The 25,387-nt window shown below is 71.6% G+C and carries 30 protein-coding genes, 1 tRNA gene and 1 pseudogene; 22 read left to right on the top strand and 10 right to left on the bottom strand.

Translation table 11 applies throughout. From position 1 onward, the window contains the following. The first annotated feature begins 106 nt into the window (after positions 1 to 106). On the top strand, positions 107 to 1,012 hold the full coding sequence (locus ABZ795_RS18180) for an SDR family NAD(P)-dependent oxidoreductase (protein ID WP_327022872.1): 906 nt from the start codon (positions 107 to 109) through the stop codon (positions 1,010 to 1,012). A 6-nt stretch (positions 1,013 to 1,018) separates the two neighbouring features. On the opposite strand, the gene ABZ795_RS18185 is transcribed toward ABZ795_RS18180, so the two are convergent. The 4 genes from ABZ795_RS18185 to trxA all read right to left on the bottom strand — a co-directional run bounded on the left by ABZ795_RS18185 (position 1,019) and on the right by trxA (position 3,644). Beyond that, positions 1,019 to 1,537, bottom strand: a complete 519-nt coding sequence (locus ABZ795_RS18185) for a DUF4190 domain-containing protein (protein WP_357531194.1) — start codon at positions 1,535 to 1,537, stop codon at positions 1,019 to 1,021. A 151-nt stretch (positions 1,538 to 1,688) separates the two neighbouring features. Further along, positions 1,689 to 2,096, bottom strand: coding sequence for a CoA-binding protein (locus ABZ795_RS18190; protein WP_357531195.1), 408 nt, complete (start codon positions 2,094 to 2,096; stop codon positions 1,689 to 1,691). A gap of 54 nt (positions 2,097 to 2,150) precedes the next feature. Beyond that, positions 2,151 to 3,194 (bottom strand): Rv2578c family radical SAM protein, encoded by a 1,044-nt coding sequence (locus ABZ795_RS18195; RefSeq protein ID WP_327022869.1) that lies wholly within the window; start codon positions 3,192 to 3,194, stop codon positions 2,151 to 2,153. An 87-nt stretch (positions 3,195 to 3,281) separates the two neighbouring features. Further along, positions 3,282 to 3,644 (bottom strand): thioredoxin, encoded by a 363-nt coding sequence (gene trxA / locus ABZ795_RS18200; RefSeq protein ID WP_327022868.1) that lies wholly within the window; start codon positions 3,642 to 3,644, stop codon positions 3,282 to 3,284. A gap of 598 nt (positions 3,645 to 4,242) precedes the next feature. Between trxA and ABZ795_RS18205 the strand changes: the two genes are divergently transcribed. The 10 genes from ABZ795_RS18205 (at position 4,243) to ABZ795_RS18250 (ending at position 12,011) form a co-directional block, all read left to right on the top strand. Then, a complete protein-coding gene (locus ABZ795_RS18205; RefSeq protein WP_357531250.1) occupies positions 4,243 to 4,749 on the top strand; it encodes a hypothetical protein in 507 nt (168 codons plus the stop codon). A 49-nt stretch (positions 4,750 to 4,798) separates the two neighbouring features. After that, complete coding sequence (locus ABZ795_RS18210; RefSeq protein ID WP_357531196.1) at positions 4,799 to 5,422, top strand: RNA methyltransferase; 624 nt, start codon at positions 4,799 to 4,801, stop codon at positions 5,420 to 5,422. An 85-nt stretch (positions 5,423 to 5,507) separates the two neighbouring features. Next, the gene (locus tag ABZ795_RS18215) at positions 5,508 to 6,182 is read left to right on the top strand and encodes a TFIIB-type zinc ribbon-containing protein (protein ID WP_327022866.1); all 675 of its coding nucleotides are present in this window, start codon (positions 5,508 to 5,510) and stop codon (positions 6,180 to 6,182) included. A 116-nt stretch (positions 6,183 to 6,298) separates the two neighbouring features. Next, positions 6,299 to 6,457 carry a hypothetical protein gene (locus ABZ795_RS18220; RefSeq protein WP_007455302.1) on the top strand — a complete coding sequence of 53 codons (159 nt, stop codon included), beginning with the start codon at positions 6,299 to 6,301 and terminating at the stop codon, positions 6,455 to 6,457. Between the two features lie 6 nt (positions 6,458 to 6,463). Continuing rightward, complete coding sequence (locus tag ABZ795_RS18225) at positions 6,464 to 7,351, top strand: PH domain-containing protein (RefSeq protein WP_327022865.1); 888 nt, start codon at positions 6,464 to 6,466, stop codon at positions 7,349 to 7,351. A gap of 100 nt (positions 7,352 to 7,451) precedes the next feature. Continuing rightward, positions 7,452 to 8,237 (top strand): SigE family RNA polymerase sigma factor, encoded by a 786-nt coding sequence (locus ABZ795_RS18230; protein WP_357531197.1) that lies wholly within the window; start codon positions 7,452 to 7,454, stop codon positions 8,235 to 8,237. Between the two features lie 50 nt (positions 8,238 to 8,287). Next, positions 8,288 to 9,514, top strand: coding sequence for a hypothetical protein (locus ABZ795_RS18235; protein WP_357531198.1), 1,227 nt, complete (start codon positions 8,288 to 8,290; stop codon positions 9,512 to 9,514). A gap of 9 nt (positions 9,515 to 9,523) precedes the next feature. Beyond that, positions 9,524 to 10,384 carry a PHP domain-containing protein gene (locus ABZ795_RS18240; RefSeq protein ID WP_357531199.1) on the top strand — a complete coding sequence of 287 codons (861 nt, stop codon included), beginning with the start codon at positions 9,524 to 9,526 and terminating at the stop codon, positions 10,382 to 10,384. 33 nt (positions 10,385 to 10,417) lie between these two features. Further along, entirely contained in the window at positions 10,418 to 11,032 is a 615-nt protein-coding gene (locus ABZ795_RS18245; protein ID WP_327022861.1) for a MarC family protein, read from the top strand. A gap of 136 nt (positions 11,033 to 11,168) precedes the next feature. Next, positions 11,169 to 12,011, top strand: coding sequence for a PD-(D/E)XK nuclease family protein (locus ABZ795_RS18250; RefSeq protein WP_357531251.1), 843 nt, complete (start codon positions 11,169 to 11,171; stop codon positions 12,009 to 12,011). Between the two features lie 19 nt (positions 12,012 to 12,030). Here ABZ795_RS18250 and ABZ795_RS18255 read toward each other — a convergent pair whose 3' ends face one another. Both ABZ795_RS18255 and ABZ795_RS18260 read right to left on the bottom strand, forming a co-directional pair. Further along, entirely contained in the window at positions 12,031 to 12,891 is an 861-nt protein-coding gene (locus ABZ795_RS18255; RefSeq protein WP_327022860.1) for an oxygenase MpaB family protein, read from the bottom strand. A gap of 45 nt (positions 12,892 to 12,936) precedes the next feature. Further along, on the bottom strand, positions 12,937 to 13,365 hold the full coding sequence (locus tag ABZ795_RS18260) for a Fur family transcriptional regulator (RefSeq protein ID WP_327022859.1): 429 nt from the start codon (positions 13,363 to 13,365) through the stop codon (positions 12,937 to 12,939). A 180-nt stretch (positions 13,366 to 13,545) separates the two neighbouring features. Between ABZ795_RS18260 and ABZ795_RS18265 the strand changes: the two genes are divergently transcribed. Next, positions 13,546 to 14,031, top strand: a complete 486-nt coding sequence (locus ABZ795_RS18265) for a DUF2231 domain-containing protein (protein ID WP_357531200.1) — start codon at positions 13,546 to 13,548, stop codon at positions 14,029 to 14,031. Between the two features lie 6 nt (positions 14,032 to 14,037). On the opposite strand, the gene ABZ795_RS18270 is transcribed toward ABZ795_RS18265, so the two are convergent. After that, on the bottom strand, positions 14,038 to 14,370 hold the full coding sequence (locus tag ABZ795_RS18270) for a hypothetical protein (RefSeq protein ID WP_357531201.1): 333 nt from the start codon (positions 14,368 to 14,370) through the stop codon (positions 14,038 to 14,040). Between the two features lie 203 nt (positions 14,371 to 14,573). On the opposite strand from ABZ795_RS18270, the gene ABZ795_RS18275 reads away from it, so the two are divergent. After that, on the top strand, positions 14,574 to 14,747 hold the full coding sequence (locus ABZ795_RS18275) for a hypothetical protein (RefSeq protein WP_327022857.1): 174 nt from the start codon (positions 14,574 to 14,576) through the stop codon (positions 14,745 to 14,747). Positions 14,748 to 14,769: 22 nt separating this feature from the next. After that, entirely contained in the window at positions 14,770 to 14,961 is a 192-nt protein-coding gene (locus ABZ795_RS18280) for a hypothetical protein (protein ID WP_357531256.1), read from the top strand. 14 nt (positions 14,962 to 14,975) lie between these two features. Here the strand turns inward: ABZ795_RS18280 and ABZ795_RS18285 are convergent. Then, a pseudogene (locus tag ABZ795_RS18285) lies at positions 14,976 to 15,221 on the bottom strand (FmdB family zinc ribbon protein); the annotation flags it as partial. Next, entirely contained in the window at positions 15,178 to 15,843 is a 666-nt protein-coding gene (locus ABZ795_RS18290; RefSeq protein WP_357531202.1) for a 5-formyltetrahydrofolate cyclo-ligase, read from the bottom strand. The gene ABZ795_RS18290 and the pseudogene ABZ795_RS18285, both read right to left, overlap by 44 nt. Positions 15,844 to 15,928: 85 nt before the next feature. Between ABZ795_RS18290 and ABZ795_RS18295 the strand changes: the two genes are divergently transcribed. The 6 genes from ABZ795_RS18295 to ABZ795_RS18320 all read left to right on the top strand — a co-directional run bounded on the left by ABZ795_RS18295 (position 15,929) and on the right by ABZ795_RS18320 (position 22,418). After that, positions 15,929 to 18,106 (top strand): diguanylate cyclase, encoded by a 2,178-nt coding sequence (locus ABZ795_RS18295; protein WP_357531203.1) that lies wholly within the window; start codon positions 15,929 to 15,931, stop codon positions 18,104 to 18,106. A gap of 98 nt (positions 18,107 to 18,204) precedes the next feature. Continuing rightward, positions 18,205 to 19,158 carry a UTP--glucose-1-phosphate uridylyltransferase gene (locus tag ABZ795_RS18300; protein ID WP_327022854.1) on the top strand — a complete coding sequence of 318 codons (954 nt, stop codon included), beginning with the start codon at positions 18,205 to 18,207 and terminating at the stop codon, positions 19,156 to 19,158. Then, the gene (gene glp, locus ABZ795_RS18305) at positions 19,155 to 20,456 is read left to right on the top strand and encodes a gephyrin-like molybdotransferase Glp (protein ID WP_357531204.1); all 1,302 of its coding nucleotides are present in this window, start codon (positions 19,155 to 19,157) and stop codon (positions 20,454 to 20,456) included. Before ABZ795_RS18300 ends, glp begins: the two co-directional genes overlap by 4 nt. 21 nt (positions 20,457 to 20,477) lie before the next feature. Continuing rightward, positions 20,478 to 21,119, top strand: coding sequence for a GNAT family protein (locus ABZ795_RS18310; protein WP_327022852.1), 642 nt, complete (start codon positions 20,478 to 20,480; stop codon positions 21,117 to 21,119). Between the two features lie 190 nt (positions 21,120 to 21,309). Next, entirely contained in the window at positions 21,310 to 22,146 is an 837-nt protein-coding gene (locus tag ABZ795_RS18315) for a hypothetical protein (protein ID WP_357531205.1), read from the top strand. Positions 22,147 to 22,344: 198 nt separating this feature from the next. After that, positions 22,345 to 22,418: transfer RNA gene (locus ABZ795_RS18320), tRNA-Ala, on the top strand. Between the two features lie 82 nt (positions 22,419 to 22,500). On the opposite strand, the gene ABZ795_RS18325 is transcribed toward ABZ795_RS18320, so the two are convergent. After that, positions 22,501 to 23,196 carry a proteasome protein gene (locus tag ABZ795_RS18325; RefSeq protein ID WP_357531206.1) on the bottom strand — a complete coding sequence of 232 codons (696 nt, stop codon included), beginning with the start codon at positions 23,194 to 23,196 and terminating at the stop codon, positions 22,501 to 22,503. A gap of 179 nt (positions 23,197 to 23,375) precedes the next feature. Here ABZ795_RS18325 and ABZ795_RS18330 point away from each other — a divergent pair, with 179 nt between their 5' ends. After that, positions 23,376 to 24,626, top strand: a complete 1,251-nt coding sequence (locus ABZ795_RS18330; RefSeq protein WP_357531207.1) for an MFS transporter — start codon at positions 23,376 to 23,378, stop codon at positions 24,624 to 24,626. A gap of 2 nt (positions 24,627 to 24,628) precedes the next feature. Continuing rightward, a complete protein-coding gene (locus ABZ795_RS18335; RefSeq protein WP_357531208.1) occupies positions 24,629 to 25,372 on the top strand; it encodes a MerR family transcriptional regulator in 744 nt (247 codons plus the stop codon). The last annotated feature ends 15 nt before the right edge of the window (positions 25,373 to 25,387 follow it).

The following is a 25,387-nucleotide window of genomic DNA, read 5'->3' on the forward strand; positions in this document are numbered from 1 at the left end:
CCATCGGGATATCGGGACGTCAGCGTAGCCACCGCCGACCAGGGTGCACCCACACCGTCCCGGGTGCCGCGTTGCCCGAGGCGGTGCCGCAGGGCAGGATCGCGGCATGGGGATTGACGCACGAGCGGCGGACCGGTTCGGTAGCAGGCCGAGGCGGGACAACAGTCGGCCGGGTGTGGTCCGACGGACCCGCGCCGCCGCGGCGGCCGGGGCGGAGGAGCAGGATTCGCCGGCCGTGTTACCCGAGCCGGTGACGATGCGGTTGGACGGCAAGGTTGCCCTGGTGACCGGGGCCGGCAGCGCGGACGGGATCGGGTACGCCACCGCCCGGCGGCTGACCGACCTGGGGGCTCGGGTGGCGATCGTCTCCACCACCCGACGCATCCACGAACGGGCCGGCGAACTGGGGGTCACCGGATTCGTCGCCGACCTCACCGACGAGTCGGAGGTAGGGGCACTGGCCGACGCCGTCACCGAGCAGCTCGGCGACGTGGAGGTCCTGGTCAACAACGCCGGGCTGGCCAGCCGGGCCTCCCCGGAGGTGCTGCGCCCGGTGGCCCAGCTCAGCTACGACGAATGGCGGGGCGAGATCGACCGGAACCTCACCACGGCCTTCCTGTGCAGCCGGGCCTTCATCGGCGGGATGGCCGAGCGGGGGTGGGGACGGATCGTGAACCTGGCGGCGACCGCCGGGCCGGTGAACGCCCTGCCCACCGAGGCGGCGTACGCGGCGGCCAAGGCCGGTGTGGTGGGGCTGACCCGGGCCCTGGCGATGGAGATGATCGCCGACGGGGTGACCGTGAACGCGGTGGCACCGGGCACCATCCACACGGCAGCCTCCACCATCGCCGAGCTCAAGCAGGGCCTGGGTACCCCGGTGGGACGCCCCGGTACGCCGGACGAGGTGGCCGCCGCGATCACCTTCCTCTGCTCGCCGGCGGCCTCGTACATCACCGGGCAGATGCTGGTGGTGGACGGCGGCAACAGTGTGCGGGAGGCCGAGTTCCGCTGACCCGCCTCAGGTGTACTGACTGTCCGAACCGGCCCAGAGGGCCAGGGCCAGCCAACCGCAGCAGGCCAGCAGGTACAGGCCGGTGAAGATGTAGCTGAGGATCAGGCCCCAGTTGGCCAGTTGTTCCCCCTGCTCCCCGCTGGTGCGCAACTGCCGTCGGGCCAGATGCCCCAGCACGATGCCGGCGGGAGCGAAGACGAACGCGAAGACCAGCGCCAGGACGGCGAGCACGTTGGTGCCACCACCGCCGCCCGGTGGGGAGGGCGGGCCGTACTGCCCGTAGGGCACCTGCGGGGTGTACGGCGGTTGCTGCCCCCACTGCTGGCCGTGCGGCGGCTGCCCCGACTGCTCGTACGTGGGCTGCCCGTAGGCCGGCTGCCCCGGCTGCCCGTACGGTGGCTGCCCGGTCTCGCCCGGCGGCCCGTACTGCGACGGCTGCTCGTACGGCGACGGCGGTGGCTCGTACGGTGACTGTGGCGGTTGGTCCGGTGACGGCGGTTGGTCCGGCTCGGGCGGTTGGCTCATGCTGATCTCCTCCGTCCGCCGACGGTGCCGGTGGCTGTCGGATGACGCCCCCAGTTCGGGACGCTACCCGCACCGGAGGTGTTTCACAGCGGTTCGGTGGACTGCCCGCGCCGGCCGGTGTTCCTGCTGTCCGGAGGGCAGCCCCGAGCAGTCAGCCCAGCCGGGTCAGACCCGCCACCGCTCGCTCGACGGCGATGCAGCGGTTCTCGACGTAGTCGATCCCGGCCTGCTCTGCGATCTGGCGGGCCTGCGGGGAGACGATGTCCAACTGCAACCACACCGCCGGGGCGCCGATCGCCACTGCCTGCCGGACCACCTCCTCGGCCTCCTCCGCCGGCCGGAACACGTTCACCAGGTCGACCGGGTGCGGAATGTCGGCCAGGGAGCGGTACACCGGCTCCCCGAACAACTCGTCCGCAGTGGGGTTGACCGGGATGATCCGCCAGCCCTGCTGCTGCATCGCCGCCGGCACGCTGTGGGCCGGCTTGTCCGGGTCACGGGAGGCGCCGACGACGGCGATCACGGCGGATTCGGCGAGAATCTGGCTGGGTGAGCGCATCTGCCGACTGTAGTCCCACCGGCCGGGGTGCGCGGGCCGGTGTGGCGGCGGTCGCTACAGCAGGCTCAGCTGCTCGGGTGCGGGGGCCGGCGGGGTGGATGCCCCGCGGTGGTCACCGTTGTCGGGTCGGTGCAGGCCGTGCCGCCGGGCGGCGATGCGTACCCGGGCGGTCAGCTCCCGCTGGTAGGACTGCGGCGCGTAGGAGCCGGAGCGGTACAGCTCCCGATAGCGGGGGACCAGGTGGGGATGCTCCCGGGCCAGCCATTGGGCGTACCACTCGCGAGAGCCGGGGCGCAGGTGCAGGGGCAACGGGAGCACTCTGGTGGCCCCGGCGGCGGCGATCGCCGCGACCGTGGTCTCGATGGACTCGTCGTCGTCGCTGAGGCCGGGCAGGATCGGCGCCATCAGGACGCCGACCTCGAAGCCGGCGTCGGTGAACTGGCGGATGGCGTCGAGTCGTCGCCGTGGGCTGGGGGCGCCCGGCTCGACCGTGCGCCACAGCTGCTCGTCGACGAAGCCCACCGAGAAGGAGACCCCTACCCGGGTGACTTCGGCCGCCTGCCGCAGCAGGGGCAGGTCGCGCAGGATCAGGGTGCCCTTGGTCAGGATCGAGAAGGGGTTGGCGAAGTCGCGCAGCGCTTCGATGATCGGCGGCATGAGGCGGTATCGCCCCTCGGCCCGCTGGTAGCAGTCGACATTGCTGCCCATGCCCACATGTGCGCCTCGCCATCGGGGTGCGGCCAGCTCACGGCGCAACAGCTCACCCGCGTTGACCTTGACGACCACCTGCCGGTCGAAGTCCGCTCCGGCGTCGAAGTCGAGGTAGGTGTGGGTCTTCCGGGCGAAGCAGTACAGGCAGGCGTGGCTGCACCCTCGGTAGGGGTTGAGCGACCACTCGAAGGGGACCCCGGAGGCCCCGGAGACCTTGTTCAGGATCGACCTGGCCTGCACCTCGTAGAAGGTCATGCCGGCGAAGCCGGGGGTGTCGAAGGTGCGGACGACCGCGCCGGGCAGCGCCAGCGGCAGGGGTGGAGTCGCTGACGCTGCCCGTCCGGGGTCTCCCTCGACCGGGGGAGCGGTGAGGTTCTCCCAGCGCATGGAAGACATTCGAACACACGTACGACGGTGTCGCAAGCGGCAACGCCGGGCGGGGCCGGTCCGACCCCGCCCGACGTCGTCGGGTCGTCAGGAGCTCTGCTCGGCGAGCTTCTTGCGCACGTCATCCATGTCCAGCGCCCGGACCTGCTCGATCAGGTTCTCCAGCGCCGACTCCGGCAGCGCGCCCGGCTGCGCGAAGACGATCACCCCATCGCGGATGGCCATGATCGTCGGAATGGAGCGGATGTCGAACTTGGCCGCGATCTCCTGCTGGGCCTCGGTGTCGACCTTGCCGAAGGTGATGTCGGAGTGCTTTTCGGACGATCGCTCGTAGACCGGCGCGAACCGCTTGCAGGGGCCGCACCAGTCGGCCCAGAAGTCGACCAGAACGATGCCGTCGCTCTCGGTCACCTGGTCGAAGTTGGCGGTGGTCAGGTCGACGGTTGCCATCTGAATCTCTCCGATCACGCGGAACAGCTACGTCGGGTGGAACTCTGTGCCACCCCGTCGCATTCCCCTCGGAGTATCGCCGAAACCGGCCGGGACGGCACCCGGCGTCACATGGAAACATCGATCGACTTGAGTAAAGACGGGCACTGGCTGATCGCAAATGCATGTCGCATTTGCGTGACGGCGGGTGATGGGAGCGTTTCCAATTAGGACGGGCTCAAATCGTGCTACCTGCAAGTAACTTGGGTGTTGACGGGCACCGATGCGACCTGCGGAGATCGCCTCGTGGGGGAGGTTCTGCTACGCAGAGTAATGTCACAAAAATATAAATGTGACCTCTGTCTCTGTGCAGTCGGACGGCCGTACGGCAGAATCTGAACCCATCAAAGCGTGGGCGGCGGGTGCCGGGGAGGGCCCCGCCGCTCATTGCGTCCGGCCCCGTTCGGCGGCCCGGGCCCCTTGCTGGGATTCACCACATACCAGCCCTCACCGGCGGCGCGGCGCATATGCTGACGCCGGAGGTCCCCGCCATGAGCGAGCGTCAGCGAGCACGTGATCGACTCGGCGCGCCGGTGGCCCACGACGGCACCCCGCGATGCTGAGGCGACCCGCCTTCGGCGGATCGCCCGAGGCTGACCCGCACAACCTGCCCGCCTGCGCCGCGGGCTACTCCGCGACGGAATGGGCCCTGATCACCGACCTGCCCGCCCGGGTGATCGTGCTCGCCACCCGGCCCGGCCCCGATCGGCCCGACCCGGGGATGGCCGCCGGCCTGGCCGGCCTGGAGGCGATCGCGGCCGGGCTTGCCTTCGACAGCGACCTGGTTCGGGCGGTGGTGGCCACGATCTACTCCCGCCACGACGAGGTCACCCCGACAGCCGGCCCTCCGGTCGACCTGGTGGAGGTCCTGGGAGCCTGTCGGGCGGTGGTCCGAATGCTCGACCGGCGGGCCGACCCGGCCGACTCCGCGGCCTACCGGCAGTGGGTGCAGTCGGTGGCGGCCCGGGTGTGCCGCACCGGGTCCCAGACGCGGCCGGAGGACAGCCTGGCCCCGGCCGACCGCCGCCTGCTCGACCGCCTCGGTGCCGCTCTAGCCCTGGGCTGACCTCGGCACCCGTCGGTGCCCACCGGTTCGGCGCGTACCCTGCCTGACCGTGACCGATGAGCAGTTCGAGGTCGGAGTGGGCCCCTGGCGTGGGGATCCGCCGGAGGACCCTCGGTACGACCCGCAGTTGCTCGCCGAGGGGGACCGGCGCAACGTGGTCGACCGCTACCGCTACTGGCGGCGCGAGGCCGTGGTCGCCGATCTGGACCGGCGACGACACGACTTCCACGTGGCCATCGAGAACTGGCAGCACGACATGAACATCGGCACAGTGGTGCGCAACGCCAACGCCTTCCTGGCCGCCGAGGTGCACATCGTGGGTCGCCGCCGGTGGAACCGTCGGGGGGCCATGGTGACCGATCGCTACCAGCACGTACGCCATCACGAGACGATCGACGAGTTCGTCGCCTGGGCGCAGGGACACGACCTGCCGCTGGTCGGGATCGACAACCTGCCCGGCTCCCGTCCGCTGGAGAGCACCACTCTGCCCCGGCGGTGTGTGCTGCTGTTCGGTCAGGAGGGTCCGGGCTTGTCGGAGGCGGCCCGATCCGCCTGCGACCAACTCTTCTCCATCGCCCAGTACGGCTCGACCCGCTCCATCAACGCCGGGGTGGCCAGTGGGATAGCCATGCACGCCTGGATCCGGGCCTACGCCGGCCCACCTCCGGACTGATCTGGGCGCGGCGGCGCGCCGCAATGCCGTCGCTCCGCTTGACGCCCGGCGTCGGGCGGGCGACGGTGGAGGTGTGGCTGTTGCGGTGAGTTGTCCGAGATGCGGCGGGCCGGTACGGCCGCCGGACCTGATGCACGCGGAGTCCCGCTGCCCCGACTGCGGCCCGGTCGCTCCGCTGCACGTACCCGAACACATCGGTGCCGAGATCGTGGCGAGTGTGGTCGACCGGATCCAGGCCACCGCGCAACCCGCGGTGCCGCTGTGGTGCCCCTGGCCGTTGCCGCCCGGGTGGACCACCACCGGGGTGGCGTGGGCCGGTGACGACCGGCTGGGGGTACGGGCCACCGCGGTCGCCTGCGCCGGGCCGGAACCCCTCGGTGGCGGGCCGGCCGACCTGGTCTTCGTGGCCGAGGAGCCGGGGGTGGGGCTGGGTGCCCGGTACGCCGGGGTGCCCGGTCCGGACGCCGGCCCGGAACTCGCCGAGGCCTTGACCGAGCCAGGCCCTGGGCATCCCGGGCATGTCGGACGGGCCGGGATCAGGGTGGCGGGCCATCCCACTCCACTTTGGCTCATCAATTCGCTAACGGATCGAAGCGCGTACGCCGGCGAAGCTCGGGGATTGTGGCTGTATGCGATAGCCTGGCCGGCGAGCGCGGGGCATCTGCTCGCCGAGGACGTGGTCCTACACGACCTGGTCGAATGGACGCCATCCGAGCTCGTGTACGGCGCACCGTCCCCCTACCTGCACGGGAAGGCTTGACAAGCCCCCCGGAATGTCGGAGAACGGACGCAGATATTCACGGTAAGACACCACGCTGATACTCTGGGTGCCGCTGCGGTAATGGGACCCGGCGCCGCGCGAGAGGATGGCCCGCCATGGTCAAGAAGGTCCTCACCTGGGCCGGAATCGCATTCTTGATCTTCTTTGTCGCCTACCGGCCAAATTCTGCGGCAGATGTGTTCAAGTCGCTAGGTGGCGGCATCATGGACATCGCCCAGGGGTTCGGCGACTTCTTCACCAGCCTGGTCGCTTAGCCACCGATGGGAAGCCCCTCCGGCCCGCCCTTCGACCCTGACGATCCCGATCGGGCCCGTCGGGAGCAGGACACCGAGCCGATTCCCCGGATCGATCCCGACGACGGTCCGGGGCGCGGCCCCGGCTCACGCCCGGACCCGTACCCCTCGGACAGCCCGGTCTTCTCCGATGATGCCGGTTACGGTCCCGGGCCCGATTACGTCGACGACGATCGGTCGGGACGGGCCTGGGTACGCGACCCCGAGGCGGGCTACCAGCCCCCACAGATCTCCGAAGACGAGCTGGCCGGGCTGCGCGCCGACGCCAGTGGCATGACCCCACGCCGGGTGCTGCCCCTGGAGGACGAGCCCAGTTCCCTGGTCGCCCGCTACCTGTTCCCCACCGAGCGCTACCGGGGTGAGTGGAAGCGGCACTGGGTCCACCTGGCCACGCCGATCATCGTCGGGGTCGCCGCGACCTTCGTGCTCGGCTACCTCTCCGGCTTCCTCGCCGGGCAGGACGTCGGGGCCCTCACCACGATCGCCGTACTGCTCTGGTTCGCGGTGATGGGGTGGGTGGCCTGGAAGGTCGCCGACTGGTGGTACGACAGGTTCATCCTGACCAACAAACGGGTCATGGTGGTCAACGGCATCATCACCCGCAAGGTGGCCATGATGCCGCTGACCCGGGTCACCGACATGAAGTACGAACAGTCGCCGGCGGGTCGCGCCCTCAACTACGGCACCTTCGTCCTGGAGTCGGCCGGTCAGGAGCAGGCGCTGCGCGAGGTCAAGAACCTGCCCAACCCCAACGAGCTCTATCTGCGTGTGGTCGAGGAGATGTACGAGCCGCAGGCGGTCGAGGCGCGGTTGGGCAAGGAACAGGACGAGGCCAAGGCCGACGACGGCGCCTGAGGTCTGCTGATCGCAGGCCGAAGCCGCACCCCGGTGCCGACCTCGACCTGCTTGCCCAGCCGTGGCAGGCTGCCCGCAGAGCCCGGTACGGAGGTGGCGAGTGGCCCGCAGTGATCCGTTGGAGGAAGAGTTTCGTGACTTCGTCACGGCCCGCTCCAGCGCCCTGCTGCGGACCGCCTACCTGCTGACCGGGGACTGGGGCACCGCCGAGGACCTGCTACAGACCGCCCTGACCAAGACCTACCTGGCCTGGAAACGCCTCGGTGGCATCGAGGCCATCGAGCCGTACACCCGGCGGGTGATGATCAACACCTCGACGAGCTGGTGGCGGCGTCGCTGGCACGGCGAGCGCCCCACCGAGGTGCTCCCCGAACGGCCCGCAGCCGACGAGATCGAGCAGCAACTGAACCGGGACGCCCTCTGGCGGCATCTGCGGGCCCTGCCCGCCCGGCAGCGTGCCGTGCTGGTGCTGCGCTTCTACGAGGATCTGTCCGAGGCTCAGGCGGCAGCCCTGCTCAACATCTCGACCGGCACGGTCAAGAGCCAGACCTCGCGGGCCCTGGCCACCCTGCGCCGCAGGATCGGTGCGGACGCGAGCTTCGTGCTGCCCGAGGCGGCTGGCACCGACCCGCCGCCGACCCGGCGGGGTGGCCGGCCTCGCGCCGCCGCCCGTACCGGACAGCCGACCCCGGCTGAGGCCGCCCCGGTCGGGGAGGGCCGGACCGGTGTCCCGACCCCGGCCGGTCAGCCCGGCTCGGCGGTCGCTGCGGGCCAGGAGCGGCCCGATGAGTCCGTCGCAGCGCAGCCGACCAGGGAGAGTAGCCCCGCGCAGTCGTCGACCGCCCCGGCCCAGCCCGACGGGACCCTGGTGGGAGACCGACGGTGAACGCCGTTTCCAAAGGTCACGACAACCCGAGCGGGACTCCGAGTCGTCAAGTGAAGGTGGAGCAGGACGGACTCGAACGGGCCGTCCGGGAGGTGTTGTCCCGGCAGGCCGGGACGCCGCACAGGCTGATCCGGGATCCGGCGGACGTGGTGATCCGGCGGGCGAACCGGATTCGACGTCGTCGCGCCGTGACCGGGATGAGCCTGGCCGCCACGGCGATCATCGCGGTCACTGCCGGGGCGTTTCAATTCGGCCAGGAGCCGCCCCGCAACGGCAGCACCATAGCGATCGGTGAGGGGGACCACCCGAGCACGGTGACCTGGACGTCGACCGTCGCGCCATCCCTTCCGGACACCGGCACCCCGCTCGCCGGGGTTGATCTCGTACTGGGCCAGACCATCGCCACCGCCCAGGGTGACCGGGTGACCGTCGTCGGCGCCGGCCGGATCGAGCGGGCCCACCGCCTCTCCGACGGCCGTGGCTGGCTGGCCGTCGGCGCGCCGGTGACGGCCGGTCGGTTCCTCTGGGAGGTGTCACCCGCCGGCACCGTGCAGGTGCTGCTCGCCGGCGCCGACGAGATCGTCCTGGATGCCCAGGGCCACCACATCGCCTGGAAGCAGGGCGAGGTGCTGGCCAGCGCGCGGGTAATCAACGGCACGCTGACCTCCATCTCCCGCGCCAAGGTGCCGGCCGAGGCGAGGCCGATCCGCTTCGTCGGCGACGCTGTGCTGGTCCGACTGGCGCCGGACCGTCCCGGGCACACCCTGTGGCGCCTGCATTCCGGGGCCTTCCATCCGGGCACCGACCAGTCGACACACCGCGTCTTCGGTGCGTTGCCGGACGGTCGGGTGGTCGGTGAGGTCGTCACCGGGGCCTCGAAGGCGACCTGCCTGACCCTGCTGGATCCGGCCCGCGACCTGGCACCGGCCCGGCCGGGGTGCGGCCCCCGCCTGGGCGGGGACGGTCCGGGCTCGGTGTCGCCGGACGGGCGTTGGCTGTTGGCGAACGGGCGTTCCGAGGAGGGCGACAAGGCTGTGCTGATCGACCTGTCCGCGCTGGACAAGGCCGCCAAGCCGATCGTCGCCGGTCCGGCGATCAGCGGTGCGGTGGCGTGGAGTTCGCCGGGAACCGCCTACTACCACGCTGAGGCCGTCGGCCTGACCCGGGTGGACGTCGACCGGGCGGTAAACGGTGCTCTCTCGACCCGGGTAGAGCTGACCGGTTTCCCGGAAGATCAGCCACCCGTGGTGGTCAGCGGCACCGGGGGAGACCGGTAGCCTCGGGCGATGATCCCCCGGATCGATCTGCACACCCACTCCACCGCCAGCGACGGCACCCTCACCCCACCCCAACTGATCCGCACCGCCGCCGAGGCCGGGCTCGACGTCGTGGCCCTCACCGACCACGACACCACGGCCGGATGGGAACCGGCGGTGCGGGCCCTGCCGACCGGGCTGCGCCTGGTCCGAGGCGCGGAGCTGTCCTGCCGCTGGAGCGGCGTCACCCCGTCGTTGCCGCTGCACCTGTTGGCGTACCTGTTCGATCCGCAGGCCCCCGAGCTGGTCGCCGAACTGGCCCGGGTGCGGGCCGCCCGGCTGGAGCGGGGCGAGCGCATCGTGGCGTTGCTCAGATCCGACGGCATCGACGTCAGCTGGCCGGAGATCCTGGCCGGGGCGGGCGGCGGAACGGTCGGCCGACCGCACATCGCGCAGGCGCTGATCCGGGCCGGCCTGGTCGCCACCACCAGCGAGGCCTTCGGCCCGGACTGGCTGGGGCAGCGCTACCGGCTGCCCAAGGAGGACATCGACGTCTTCCGGGCGGTGGAACTGGTCCGGGCGGCCGGAGGCGTGCCGGTCTTCGCCCACCCCCGGGCCACCCGGCGCGGCCGGATCGTGCCGGACGAGCTGATCGCCGAGCTGGCGGCGGCCGGCCTGGTCGGCGTGGAAGCCGACCACGAAGACCACTCGCCGGCCGAGCGGGAGCATGTCCGGGGCCTCGCCGCCGACCTGGGACTGCTGGTGACCGGATCATCGGACTTCCACGGCACCCACAAGACGGTCCGGCTGGGGGCCTTCACCACCGCCCCGGAAGTGTACGAACAGCTCGTGGCCGCCTCCTCAGGTGTGATCGAGGTCGTATCGGGCTGACCTGCGGGAGGTGGGCACCGCTACGGTGATCAAGTGGATCTCAAGCTCTTCGGCGAGGTCTTCGTGACCCTGCTGGTCATCGTCGACCCGCCGGGCATGATGCCGATCTTCCTCGCCCTGACCGGCCCGCTGGCGGCCCGCGAACGTAACCGGGCCGCCTGGCAGGCGGTCGCCCTGGCCCTCGGGGTGATCGTGGTCTTCGCGGTCGCGGGGCAGACCCTGCTCGCGTACCTGCATGTCGATCTTCCGGCGTTGCAGGCGGCCGGCGGACTGCTGCTGATGCTGGTCGCCCTGGAGCTGTTGACCGGTAAGGCCGATGATCCGACCAAGCAGGCCACCTCGAACATCGCTCTGGTGCCGTTGGGGACGCCGCTGTTGGCCGGCCCCGGTGCGATCGTGGCGACGATGCTCTTCGTCCAGCAGGCCGACGCTACGGCGGACTACCTGGCCATCGCGGCCGCGATCGTCGCGGTGATGCTGACCGTCTGGATCGTGCTGCGCTTCTCCGGCGGCATCGTCAAGATTCTGCGACCCGGCGGCATCGAGGTGCTCACCCGCATCGCCGGCCTGCTGCTGGCCGCGATCGCCGTCCAGCTCATCGCGGATGCGATCTTCGCCTTCGTGACCGACTTCACCGCCACCCGCTGACCGGTCGCGCGCAGTGTCGGGGGTGGATGGCAGGATCGAAGACGTGCGACGAACCTCCCCGACCGGACGACCCGCCGCCGGTGGGCGCCCGCCCCGGCCGCGTGACCCCCAGCCGGAGCAACTCGGCTTCGACGGCATGCCGGAGCGGCTGTTCGTCTGCACCCCCAGCAGGCTCGGCGCGTACGCCGACTGCCCCCGCCGTTACCGCTACTCCTACGTCGACCGGCCGGCCCCGCCCAAGGGCCCGCCGTGGGCGCACAATTCCCTCGGTGCCAGCGTGCACACCGCCCTGAAGAACTGGTACGCCCTGCCGGTCGACCGGCGTCGCCCCGAGGTGCTGCCCACCCTGCTCAAGGGCACCTGGGTGCGGGACGGATACCGCGACGAGGAGCAGGAACGCGAGGTCTACCGGCGGGCCCTTAGCTGGCTGGAGGCGTACGTCGACGGGCTGGATCCGGCTGAGGAGCCGGTCGGGGTGGAGCGGGTGGTGGCGGTCAAGACCGGGGTGCTGGCCTTCAACGGCCGCGCCGACCGGATCGACGGCCGGGCCGGAGCCGAGGGCCCGGAGCTGGTGATCGTCGACTACAAGACCGGCCGGGCCGGGCTGGATGCCGACGACGCCCGGGGCTCGCAGGCGCTGGCCCTCTACGCGTACGCCGCCGAGCGGGTATTCCGCCGCCCCTGCCGGCGGGTCGAGCTGCACCATCTGCCCAGCGGCACGGTCGCGGCCCACGAACACACCGTCGAGTCACTGGCCCGGCAGGTGACCCGGGCCGAGGAGACCGCCCGGGACATCATGGCCGCCGAGCGGTCGGTCACCGAGGGCGGCGACCCGGACGAGGCCTTCCCCACCACCCCGGGCCCGCGCTGCGCCTGGTGCGACTTCCGCCGCACCTGCCCGGCCGGGGCCGACCTGCCCGGCAAGGAGCCCTGGGCCGCCGTCGACCGTCCCGCCCTGCCGCTCGCCGAGCAGGACTGACCCCCCACGCTCTTGACGGTCAGCCGGTGGGGGCGCCGGCCAGGCGGGCGGCCCGCTCCTCGGCGGCGCGTCGCATCGGGCCTTCCCGCCAGTCCCGGGGGAGGGCGGTGAGAGCCAGCCGCAGCGCGCGTACGGAAACGTCGGCCGAGAGGGCGGTGGTCGGCAGGCCCAGCCCGCCGTAGAGCCGTCGGGCCCAGGCGGGCAGCAGGGCGAACGCGGTGGCGGCGACCCCCAGGTAGGCCCACCTTGGCGGGCCCAGGTTCAGCCCGATCCGGGCCGGCAGGCTGAGTTTCCACGGCAACGGTGGGGCGGTCAGGAACAGCGCGGTCTCCGCGGCCTCCTTGGTCATCCGCAGTTCCGGACGGACCTGCCGGTAGTACTCGGCCACCTCGGCGGCGGTGCCGGGTACGGTCTGCGGATCGAGCCCCACCAGGGCGGCCACCCGGCGCTGCTCGGTGTAGTAGGCGTCCACCTCGGCGTCGTCCAGGGGCACACCGGCCCGGCGGCCGGTGTCCAGGAACGATTCCACCTCGGTGACATGCACCCAGCGCAGCAGGTCCGGCTCGTCGATCCGGAACCGCTCCCCGGTGTCCGGGTCGACCGCGGTCATCCGGGCGTGCCGCCGCCGCAGCCGTAGGCCGGCCTCCTCCGCCTCCGCGGTGGTGCCGTAGAGGGTGGTGCCGACGTAGTTGGCGGTGCGGATCAGGCGACCCCAGGCGTCCCGGCGGTAGTTGCTGTTCTGCGCCACCCCGGCCATCGCCCTGGGGTGCAGGGCCTGGAGGTAGAGCGAGCGCAGACCGGCTACGAACAGAATCGGCTCGGCGTGCAACTTCCACGAGACGGATCCGGGGCCGAACAGCCCGGTGTCGGCAGATTCCATCACCCAAGCCTGCCACGGCCCCATGCCCAGGCCGGGGCGGCCGGGTCAGCGGTCGGTGTGACGGAGGCCCTGGCAGGCGGGGCAGAGCCCCCAGAAGGTGACCTCGGCCTCGTCGACCTGGAAGCCGTGGGAGGTGCCGGAGTCTAGGCAGGGGGCCTCGCCGACCGCACAGTCGATGTCGACGATCTCGCCGCAGCCCCGGCACACCATGTGGTGATGGTTGTCGCCCACCCGGGCCTCGTACCGGGCCGGGCTGCCGGCCGGTTCGATCCGGCGGGACAGGCCGGCGCGGGAGAGGGCCCCCAGCACGTCGTAGATCGCCTGGGTGGAGACCGAGTCCAGGCGGTCCCGTACCCGGCGGGTGATCTCCTCGACCTCCAGGTGGCCGCCGCTGGCCAGCACGTCGAGCACGGCGAGGCGGGGCCGGGTGACCCGTAGGCCCTTCGACCGGAGCAGCTCCTCACCCGTTGGCATGGGTCAATGACAACACGCTACGCCCGGTGCGACAACCAGGCGCTCGATGCCACCAGGAGTGGATCAGTCGATGGACCCTGAACCCCGCAGACTCCTGCGGCGTGTGAACCAGCAGGACGATGGGCGAGTTGCCCGACGCGTCGTACGCTGACCGCCACGATCATTTAGCCGGAGGTGCCGATGTTCGAGAAGGCGCTGGGTCTGCCCCTGCACGTGCTGGTGGTGCACGCGGTCGTGGTCTTCGTACCGTTGCTGGTGTTGCTGGCCCTCGCGTACGTCGCACTGCCCCGGTTCCGGGCCCGCCTGGACTGGGCGGTGCTGGCCCTGGCGGTGGTAGCCCCGATCACCGCGTGGGTCAGCGTGCAGTCCGGGGAGGCGTTGGAGCAGCGGCAGATCGCTCGCGGCTTCTCCGGCGAGATCCTGGACAAGATCAGAGAACATGCCGACTACGGCGACGTGCTGTTCTGGCTCACCCTGGCCCTGGCGGTGACGGCGGTGCTGCTGCTGGTGGCGACCGGCCGGTACGCCCGGCTGCCGAAGCTGCCCGGCTGGACCGCCCCGGTGTTGTCGGTGCTGGTACTGGGACTAGGGGTGGCCGCCCTGATCTACGTCTGGCTCACCGGTCACTCCGGCGCCGAGATGGTCTGGGGCAACACCTTCGAGTAGTCGGCCTCAGAACAGCGCCCGGGTGCAGAGCAGGCAGACCAGCGCGACGAGGATCACCCCGGCGACCGTACCCACCCCCCAGGTGACCCGCTGCGCCTGCTGTTCCTGCGCGTCCAGGCTGATCATGTCCTGCGGCGGCAGTTGCCGGGGCGGGTTGGCCTGAAGGTGTACCGGGGGTCGCCAGCCGGCCGGCGGAGCGACCGTAGGGGGAGGGCCGGCATAGCGCGCCGGCCCGACAGCCGGGCGGTGCTGGGTCGGAGCGCCGGAGGTGGCCTCGTCGCCGGTGTCGGGCCGGCGCCACGGCTCGTCGGAGGTCGGGCCGGGTCGGGAGGTCGTCACGCCGTCCGACGCTACCAACCACCGGGCCGTACGGCGGTCCGGCCGGCCGATGGTCGGTCCGCCGCCCTCGGCCATGAGGTCGGCCACGTCACGAGGTCGACTCCGCCGCGCCCGGTTGATCCGCCGTCCCCGGCTATGAGGTCGGGCCCACCGGCGGCATCGGGTTGCCGGTGGTGCCTGTCGAGCGGCTAACCTTGCGCCTCGTGAGCACGCTGGAACCCCGCAGCCGGGGCGACGACGATCGGGTGGTCGACCTGGGCGACGACTTCACGGTGCTGCCCGAGCAGACCCTCGACGACACCGACCAGGGTTGGGGCGAGCGGACCGGTGACAACGACGACCGGTTGCTGGCCGAACGCCCGCCGCACTGGGACTGATCCGACCGGACCGGCTCAGGTGGTGCTGGCGGCTGCTGCCTTGCCCGTGCCCCCACCGGAGGAGCTGCTCGACGACCCGCTGGTCGAACCGGACGACGAGGAACTCGCCGGGGTGCTCGTGCTGGACGAGGACGAGTCGGACCCGGTGGTGGACTTGCTCGTGCTGCTGCTGGAGGTGCTCTCCGAGCCGGAGGAGCGGGAGTCGGTGCGATAGAAGCCGGAGCCCTTGAAGACGATGCCGACGGAGTTGAACATCTTCCGCAGCCGCCCCTCACACGCGGGGCACTCGGTCAACGGCTCGTCCGAGAAAGACTGCACCGCCTCGAGCTGGTGACCGCACGCGGTGCAGGCGTACTGGTAGGTGGGCACGTTCTCCTCCGGATCTGACACGGCCGGTTGGCACTCGAAGCATTCGAGTGCCAATGGTGCGTCATCGGCCCCCGGTTCGTCCAGCGCAAGTGTGGGGCACGACACCTGAGGGGGTGTCGAGCCGGAGCAGGCCCCCGCTGGGGGTGACGACGGCCCGTACCGGCCGGTCGTGGTCTTCGGCCGGGAGGGTGTCGAGCAGTTCCCCGTCGTGCAGCGGGGCCACCGTCAGCGCGGTCGCGGACACCCTGGCCAGGGCCCGGTCGTAGGAACCGCCGCCTCGACCCAGGCGTATCCCCCGACGGTCCACCGCCAGGGCGGGTACGACGACCAGGTCGGCGGTGGAGATCGCGGTCAGCCCCAGCCGTGGGGTGTTCGGTTCCCGGATGCCCCGGCCGGGGGCGACGAGCGCCTGCGGCCCGGCCCAGGTGGCCCAGTCCAGGTCCAGGTCCCTACGCAGCACCGGCAGCAGCAACTGCGCCCCGGTCGGCAGCGCGTCGGCCAGCACCTCCGGCAGTTGCGCTCCGCCGGGTTCGCTGGCGACCGGCACGTACGCCGCTACCCGGTCCGGCCTGAGTCGGCGTACCAGGGCCGTCAGTTCGTCCTGGATGCCGGCCGCAGCGGAGTCGCGCTCGGCTTCGGTGAGGGCCCGGCGGCGGGCCAGCAACTCCCTGCGCACTCTTCGCTTCGCGTCATGCGTCACTTCCGCGTCTTCCGCAAATTCCGGCACGCAACACTCCTCACGCAAAGCACTTCTTGTGGTTGCTCTGTGTCAGCATCGCAGGCGACGGTCGCGCAACTTCCGGGGGGAAGTATTGACGCTACGCGGGCGGTTGACAGCAGCCTTCCTGGCCGTGGCGTTCGGCCCGATCCTGTTCGGTGCCGTCTTCGTCGCCTCGACCGTCACCGCGGTCGACCGTAGCCGCGCCACCGAACGGCTGGCCGTGGCCGCCACCGCCGTACGCACCTCGATCGACGCCCTCTGCCAGCAGTTGCGGGCCGCCGCGGACGCGGTCGCCCTGACCGTCGACCGACCGGGCGCGGCCACCCAGGTGGTCGGTCGGGGACTCGCCGCAGCCGTGCAGGTGACCGACGTCACCGGCCGGATCGTCGTCGCCACCCCGGACGCCCCGCCGACCCCCTGGCGGGACTGCGCCGCCCCCGACCGGCCCAACGGGATGGTCGCCGCCCTGGCGGTCCGGGTCGAGCTGCGCGACGACGGCGGCAACCCACTGGGTACGGTGACCGCCGCGCACCCGGTAGACCCCCTACTCGTCGCCCGGCTGGCGGCGGTGACCGGTGTCGCGGTGACCCTGCTCGACGAGGCCGCGCCCAGGGCCACGGTGGCCCACTCCACCGAGTCCGAGGGCGGCCGGGAAGCCGTCCTGGCCGCCGCCTCCGCCCTGCACGGGGAGCAGGTCACCAGCACCCCGGACGGGCGGTACCTGCGCCGGGCCGGCCCCACCCGAGGACAACCCCTGCCCCTGGTGCTCTCCGTGCCCAGTGATCAACCCGCCGGGCTGTACCCGGTGCTGGTCGCCGTCGTACTGCTGGCGGCTCTGCTCGGGGTGGCGGTGGCGTGGCGGTTGGCCCGGGTCACCACCCGGCCGCTGGTGGAACTGGCCGGGGCGGTGGACCGGGTCACCGCCGGTGATCTGACCGCCCGGGTGCCGGTGCGCAGCGGCGACGAGATCGGCCGGCTGGCCGAGGCGTTCAACCGGATGACCCGGGAGACCGGCGGCTACCTGGCGGCGCTGGCCAGCAGCCGGGACCAGTTGCGCGGCCACCTGGCCGTGCTCGGCGACACCCTGGCCAGCACCCACGACCTGCAACGCATCCTGCGGGTGATCCTGCACAGTGCACTCGCGGCGACCGGGGCCCGGGCCGGGGCGGTCCTGCTCACCGAGCCGGGGGGTGGGCTCGTCGCCCAGTGCACCGAGGGGCTCGACGGGCGCCGGAGCGGCCCCACGGCACCCCGGGTGCCGCTGGCCGACAGCGTGGTCCGGACGGTAGCGGCCACCGGCCAGCCCTGCCGGGGACGGGCGGAGGCCACCTCTGCCGAGGAGCCGCCCTGCCACACCTACATCGCCGTGCCCTTCGCCGTGGAGGCCGGCGAGTCGGGAAGTAGCCGACCCGGGGAGGACAGCCCGTCGGCCGCCCACGCCCGGCCGCTGGGGGTGCTGGCGCTCTACGACCGGCTGGGCGGGGAGGAGTTCGACGACGACGACCTGGCCACCCTGCGTACCTTCGCCGGGCATGTGGCGGTGGCCCTGGACAACGTACGGGTCCACGAGGAGGCCCAGCGGCTGTCGCTCACCGACCCGTTGACCGGCCTGTGGAACTACCGCTACCTGCGCGAGTCGCTGCGGCGGGAGGTGGAGCGGGCCAGTCGGTTCGGCCGGATGGTCAGTGTCCTCGTACTCGACCTGGACCGGTTCAAGAAGATCAATGACAGCTACGGCCATGCGGCCGGTGACACCGTACTGGCCGAATTCGCCCGCCGGGTACGCGGCGAGATCCGCGAGGTGGACCTGGCCTTCCGGCAGGGTGGGGAGGAGTTCGTGGTGCTGCTGCCGGAGACCGACGCCCGAGGGGCCACCATCGTCGCCGACCGGCTGGGCGCGGCCATCCGCAACACCCCGGTCACCGTGCCGGGGCACGCGGGGGTCGGGCACTCCATCCGGTTCACGGTCTCCATCGGCATCGCGGTCTACCCCGATCACGCCGAGAGCGGCCTGCGGGTGCTGGAGGCCGCGGACGAGGCGCTGTACGCCGCCAAGGCGGCCGGTCGGGACACCTGGCGGGTGGCGCGGCACCCGAGTCGGATCGCCGACCCGGGCGAGGGCGATGCCGGGGTACGCCGCGCCCCGGCGGTGCCCCCCACCCGGGAGATGCCGGTGACCGCCGCCGCCCGCAGCCCGGCCGACGGGCTGCCCCGGGCTGGTCCCGGCGGCGCCACCGGCACCTCGGCCGAACCCGGCGAGCCCGGCTGAGCCCTCGGGGCCCGGCATCGGCAGAACCGGTCGGGCGGGCGGCGCGTCTTTGTGGTCCTCACCCGCCGAGTTGCCGCTGTGGCCGATAGTCTCGCGACATGTCGGAGCACTCAGCGAACCCCTCTGCGGCCGCCGCCACCGGCCGCTCCCGTGCCGTCAAGGCCGTGATCCCGGCCGCGGGCCTGGCGACCCGGTTCCTGCCGGCCACCAAGGCGGTGCCCAAGGAACTGTTGCCGGTCGTGGACCGCCCGGTGTTGCAGTACATCGTCGAGGAGGCCGCGCACGCCGGCATCGGCGACATTCTGCTGATCACCGGCCGGGGCAAGACATCCATGGTCGACCACTTCGACCGTCGACCCGATCTGGAGGAACGGCTCGCGGAGAAACCTGACCTGCTGGCCGCCGTCAAGCGCACCGAGGAACTGGCCGCCATCTACACCTGCCGCCAGCCCGAGCAGTTGGGGCTGGGCCACGCCGTCGGGTACGCCGAGTCGCATGTCGGCGACGAACCCTTCGCGGTGATGCTCGGTGACGAGTTCGTCAACCTCTCCGAACCCCTGCTGCCGGCCATGCTGGAACTTCAGGCCCGTACCGGCGGGGTGGTGCTGGCCTTCTTCGAGATCGACCCCTCCGAGACCAAGCGGTACGGCATCGCCTCGGTCGAGCCGGCGGAGGCCGAACTGACCGACATCGGCGAGGTAGTCAAGGTCACCGGAATGGTCGAGAAGCCTGCCCCGGAGGAGGCCCCGAGCAACCTGGCCGTGCTGGGCCGCTACGTGCTGCCCGGCAAGATCTTCGATGCCATCCGTCGTACCCAGCCGGGCAGCGGTGGCGAGATCCAACTGACCGACGCGATGGAACTGCTGCGGGCCGAGGGCACCCCGGTGCACGCGATCGTCTACCGGGGCACCCGCTACGACACCGGGATGCCGCTGGGGTACCTGCAGACCGTGGTGCAGATCGCCGCCGAGCGCGAGGATCTGGGCAGCGAGTTCCGTAAGTGGCTGACCGAGTTCGTCAACAACGACGCGTCGGGCGGTCGGGATACATGACCGCGACGGCCGACGCCGAGGCGGCCGAAAACGGGTTGACGCCGCTCGCCGACTACCTGGGCAGTGTGCTGCGCAGGTTACGCGCGCTGCCTCCACTCGACCTCGACCTCACCCAGGCGCACGGTAACGTCCTCGCCGAGGACGTCATCGCACCGCACTCGTTCCCGGCCTTCGATCAGGCGGCCGTCGACGGGTACGCCGCGCGCTGGGAGGACATCGCCGGCGGGGCCCGGGGCGTGGGTTACGTCCCGGCCCAGTCCGGCCGCACCGTACGACTCAATGTGGTCGGTGACCTCGGTGCGGCCAGCTGGCGTCCGGTGCGGCTGACCCCGGGCTCGTGCTTCTCGGTAGCCGCCGGTGCGCCCCTGCCGATCGCCGCCGACGTGGTGGTGCCGGTGGAATGGACCGACCAGGGCATGGCCGCGGTGGAGATCTTCCGGGTCCCCAAACGGGGGTACGGGGTACGCCGTACCGGCGAGGAGGTGGCCGCGGGTGCCGTCCTCGCCCGCTCCGGCACCTACGTCTCACCGGCCCTGGTGGCGGTGCTGGCCGCCACCGGCATCGGGCATGTCGTGGTCCGCCCCAGTCCCCGGGTGGTGATCGTGGCCACCGGGGACGAACTCGTCGACGTGGGCCGGGGCAGCCAGCCCGGCCAGGTGGTGGACGCCAACTCGCACGCGCTGACCGCCGCCGCGGCGGAAGCGGGAGCCCTGGCGTACCGGGTGGGGATCTGCGACGACGACCCGGAAGGACTACGCGGCCTGCTGGAGGATCAGACCCTGCGGGCCGACCTGATCATCACCACCGGCGGCACCGGCACCGGGCCGGGGGACATGGTCCGCCGGATCCTCTCCCGTCGGGAGGGCCACCGGGCCGGGCCGGTCACCTTCACCGATGTGGCGCTCTACCCCGGCACCGCGCTCGGGTTCGGCACGGTCGGAGCCGAGGAGGTGCCGGTGGTCTGCCTGCCCGGCGACCCGGGGGCGGCGATGATCGGCTTCGAGGTGCTGGCCCGCCCGGCGATCAACCTGCTGGCCGGCGCCGAGCCGGTGTTCCGGCCCAGCGTCCGGGCGCACCTGCTGGAGACGGTCTCCTCACCGGCCGGGCTGCGGGAGTTCCGGCCTGCGCACGTCGCCGAGCGGCGGGGCGGGGGATACACTGTCCAGCCGCTCAATGGCGGCCCGTTCACCCTCTCCGGCCTGGCGGAGGCGAATGGACTTCTCGTACTCGGCGAGCGGGTGACCGCCGCCGCCGCCGGCTCCACGGTGGACGTGCTGCTGCTCGACCGCCGACGCTGACGCTGGGAAGTGGGAGGACTGGTGCGGTTGCGACAGGCACCCGGCTGGCCGGCGGTGCTCACCGACGGCCCGGTGACCCTGCGACCGTACCGACGCTCCGACGCGATGGCCTGGTCGGAGGTGCGCTGCGCCAACCGGGACTGGCTGGCCCCCTGGGAGTCCTCCCTCGGCGGCGACTGGGATCAGCTGAACTCCCCGGCCACCTTCCGTTGGGTCTACCGGGACCAGCGGCGATCCGCCCGGGCCGGCGAGAGCATGCCCTTCGCGGTCTGCCTTGACACCGAGGGCCAGGAGCATCTGGTCGGGCACATCAACGTGGGCAACATCGTGCGCCGAGCCTTCTGCTCCGGCTACATCGGATACTGGGTGGACCGTCGGGTGGCCGGCCGAGGAGTCATCCCCACTGCCCTGGCCCTGGTCGTCGACCACGCCTTCGGCGCAGGTGAGCTGCACCGGGTGGAGGTCAACATCCGCCCGGAGAACGGGCCGTCCCGCCGGGTGGTGGAGAAGCTGGGCTTCCGCGAGGAGGCGTACCACCCGCGCTACATGCACATCGACGGCGCCTGGCGTGACCACATCGGATACGCGATGACCAGTGAGGAAGTGGCCGCCGAGGGCGGGCTGCTGGCCCGTTGGCACCGGATCCGCGCCCGTACTCCATGATCGCGCCGTGAGGCGTCCCACGTGCAGGTTCGGCGCGGCGCGGTGGTTCCAGCGACGTCGACCCGTAACCTCAAGTAACTGCAAGCTGCGGCAGGCGCTGCCGGCTCCGCATGTCTCACGTCGCCGACGCCGTTCGGTGGAAGATTCTGCGGCCGGTGGGTGGCTGCTTCGAATCTGGTGACGGGAGGGGTTGAGGGTGCCGACCTCGGTGCTCCTCGCCGTCCTCGCCGCCGCCGGGCTGCTCGCCCTCGCTCCGGCGCTGGTTCGCCGGTACGACGCCGCCGAGCGGCTGGTGGCGGAGCGGGCGTCGTCGACGGCGCGGGTGCTTCAGCGCCGACGCCGACGCCGTACTGTCCCGGGTCGCCGCCCGGTCAATGCGCCGCGCGCTCTAGTCGTTACCCTGAGTGAGAATTCCGCCTCCGGGGAACTCGCCGCTCCGGTCTCCGGCCCCCCTGCGACTCGGCGCCGCTCCGCCGAACCTGAGGGGTCGCCGTCCCGCCGGTCCGGGCGGTCTGGTCGGCTGCGGTCCGTCCCGTCCGGCGGAGGTCGGGCCCGCCGTCGGGGGGGCCGGCGTCGCCCGCACACCCCGGCCGTCTACCGCCGCCGCCGGGTACTCGCCGCACTGCTCCTGCTCAACGCCGTCGAACTGGTCGGGGTCGTGGTGGTCGGCCCCGGTTTCTGGATCAGCTTCGCGGTCACCGCCACCCTGCTCCTGGTGTACGTCGTGCACCTGCGCGCCCGGGCCCTGGTCGACCAGCGCCGCCGCCGGGCCCGTGCCCGCGAGGCCGCCTGGCTCGCCGCCCGCCAGGCCGAGGTCCGCCGCGAGCAGGCCCGCCGCGCCGCCGCCCGACGTGAGGCCCAACGTCGCCTGGCCGCCCAGCGGGAAGCCGTCCGACGCGCCGCCATGGGCCTGGACCGCCCCGCCGACCTGCCCCCGGCCGCCAGCGGCGGCTCGGTCTCCTACCGCCGGGTAGGCGGCCTACGCGGACGCCCCTACGAAGCCGGCCGAGGCTCCCACTCCGCCTGATCCGCCCTTCTTCCATGATCGACTCCGTTTCGCCGATGTTGCGGTATCCGACCGACCCGGACACCGCCACATCGCCGAAACCGCGCCCGGCCACCCGCGATGGCGGGCCGGTTCGCGGGCAAGGCGGCAGACCTGTTAGCCTTGTCGCCGGCCCGCCTGGTGAAAGCCGGGTGGGACCAATGCCGGTTAGCCGGCGGAGGGGCTGTGGCGCAGACCGGTAGCGCACCTCGTTCGCATCGAGGGGGTCAGGGGTTCAAATCCCCTCAGCTCCACCCAGTTCAAAGGCCGTCTCCGGCAGTCGGAGACGGCCTTTTCTGATCGATTACCGCAGTCGTGACGTGCTCGGCGCCGGTGTCAGTCGAACAGCCGGTCGAGGGCTTCCTGTTCGAGGTCGCACCAGCGCTGGACGTCCTTCAGCGCCTTGGTGATCTCCTTCTCGTCGAGGTGGTGGGCACCCTCCTCGCGGATGCACGCGACGCTGAACGGCCTGCCGACCGACGGCGAGGTCTGCTCCAGCGCCTCCAGTACCCGTACCACGCCCACTACGCCGTACTCGACGGTGCGGGTGGTCATCCGGAAGTGGGAGAGCAGCGCGCCGGCCTGTTGGGCCATGGGCGCGCCGGAGCCGATGGCGTGGAAGCCCACGTCCTCGTAGCGGCCGATGAGCCCGTTGGGGTTGATCTCCACGATCCACGGCCCGCCCTGGCTGTAGCCGGCCACGAGCAGGTACGCCGACACCCCGCCGCCGCTGCCCTCGCCGGGCACGTCCGGGATGTAGTTCTTGTAGTGCTTCTTGAAGACGGGCAGGACGCGCTCCTGCAACTCGTCGCCGATGTCGGGTGCTTCGAGGATGACGGTGGCCGATTCCTCAAGCAGGGGCCGCAGGTCGTTGAGCACCCCCCGCGCGCCGCTGCCGCCCCATGCGGCGCAGGCGCCCAGGGGGTGCAGCTTCTGGGCGGGGAAGCTCAGACCACGGTCGCTCTCGGTGATCTGGGAGTCCGCGCCGATCACCACCCCGTCGCTGCAGACAACGGCGAGTACGACGGTCATGGGGTCCTCCTGGGCAGGGGTAAGGGGTAGGGCGCGAGGTACCCGGCATCCCGCCTGCCTACACCCCGACAGGTGTCGGCCCGTTCACAATCGGTCCGGACGAGAATCCCCACCTGCCCGGGCAGGAGTGGGCGTTCAGGGTTGACTGTGCCGTGGCGGCATAGTTTGTGATCGCCCCCATGAGTAGGAGCACGTGGGCGTATCTGGGGTCGTACAGTCTGTCTCTGCTCGGGAACGGGGTCGCCTCGGTCCTGTTTCCGCTGCTGGTGCTCGCCAAGACCGGCGACATCCTCGCGGTCGGGATTCTCGCCTCGGTGACGACCGCTGTCGCGGCGGTCGTCGGAGTGCTGGCGGGAGTGCTGGTTGATCTGGTCAACCGGCGTACCGTGTCGATCATCAGCGATGTGCTGTCGGCGGGGTCGGTCGCGGCGGTGCCGGTCGTGGACGCGCTGTGGGGCCTGAACCTGACCTGGTTCATCGTGCTGGGTGTGGTCGGGGCGTTCGGTGACATGCCGGGGATGACGGCGCGGGAGACCCTGCTGCCCCGGCTCGTCGAACTCGACGGGGGTACGCCGGGGGCGCTGGACCGGCTGGTCGGCGTACGGGAATCGTTGTCGGGTGTGCTGGTGTTGATCGGCCCCGGCCTGGGTGGACTGCTGGTGTGGCTGGTCGGGGTGAGTTCCACCGCCCTGTTCATCACCGCCACCATGAGCGCTGCCGCGGCGGTGCTGTCGTTTGCGATGTCGCCCGAGGTGGGCGACGTCAACCGGGCCGGGGGGAGTTCGGCGCGGGTGGGTGTGCGTACCGTGTGGGTTGATCTTTTGGTTGGGTGGCGGTTCCTGGTGGGGCATCGGCTGGTGCTGGGGGCTAGCCTGCTGACGGCGGTGTTCATCGCGGTGATCGCGGTGCTCCAGGCCACGATCATGCCTGCCTATTTCACCAGCGAGAGGCTGCCCGAGTTCAGCGGTTTCGCCATCATGGGGATCGCGGTCGGCAGTCTGGTCAGCGCCGGCCTGTACGCGGCGACCGTGGGCAAGGTGTCGCGACGTACCTGGTTCGTGATCGGGATGGTCGGTATCGGCGTCGGGTTCACCGTGATCGGTCTGCTGGCGGCCCCGTGGCTGGTGCTCGCTGCGGCCGTGTTCATCGGGTTGACCAGCGGCCCCATGTCGGCCGTGCTGGGGGTGGCGACCATCGAGGCGACCCCGGACCAGATGCGCGGACGGGTGCTTGGCGCCCAGAATGCCCTCATGCTCGCCGCCCCCGCCCTGACCTCGGCCCCCATCGCCGCGATCGCCTCGGATCGTGGGCTGGAGGCAGCCGGCATCGGGATCGCGGTCGTCATGGTGTTGACCGTCATCGTCGCGCTGAGTGCCCCGGCCTTCCGGTCGCTGGACGGGCTGGCGCCGGCAGCGGAAGCAGCGGGCTGATCGTGGCGTGGAGCACCCGGCAACTCGCGGACCTGGTCGGAGTCACCCTGCGGTCGATCCGTCACTGGCATGACAGCGGGCTGCTGCCCGAACCGGAACGCCGCACGAACGGCTACAAGCAGTACGGTGCCGGTCATCTCATTCTCGCGCTGCGGATCAGCCGCTTGGCCCGGCTCGGCTTCCCCCTGGAGCGGGTGGCGCGGATGCTCGACTCCGAGGAGCACGGCCAGCAGTCCCTGCACGGGCTACGCGCGGAACTCGACACCAGGATCGCCGAGCTGCACCGCATCCGCGCCGAGGTGGAGGAACTGGTCCGCCTCGGGGTGGCACCCGATCTGTCCCCCGAGGCGCTGGTCGCCATGGAGGCGCTGGGAGACGATCCGGCGTCACGAAATCTCGCGATCGTCCTGACCCACCTGATTTCCCGCGAGGAGACGACCGGGCTGGTCACCTTCCTGCAAGGCGTACCGGAGGAGCTTGCCGGCATCAACCGGGCGATCCTGGACCTGCCCGCCGAGGCGGCGGAGGAGGAGATCGTCGCGCTGGCCGACCGGGCGGTCACCGCCCTCAAGGGCTTCCTCGACGACCATCGGGCAACCCTCCCGGACCTGGACGACAGGGCGAACGTGGAGGTGCTCCGTGCCGTCGCCGTCGAGCAGATGAACCCCGCTCAACGGCGGGTCATGCGCCTGGTCTGGGACCGGATCGCCACCGAACCCCCGGACCAGATCGCGGAACCACGGTAGTGGCTAGGCTCGCCG

The organism is Micromonospora sp. NPDC047134 (assembly GCF_040643455.1).
Taxonomy (GTDB): Bacteria; Actinomycetota; Actinomycetes; order Mycobacteriales; family Micromonosporaceae; genus Micromonospora.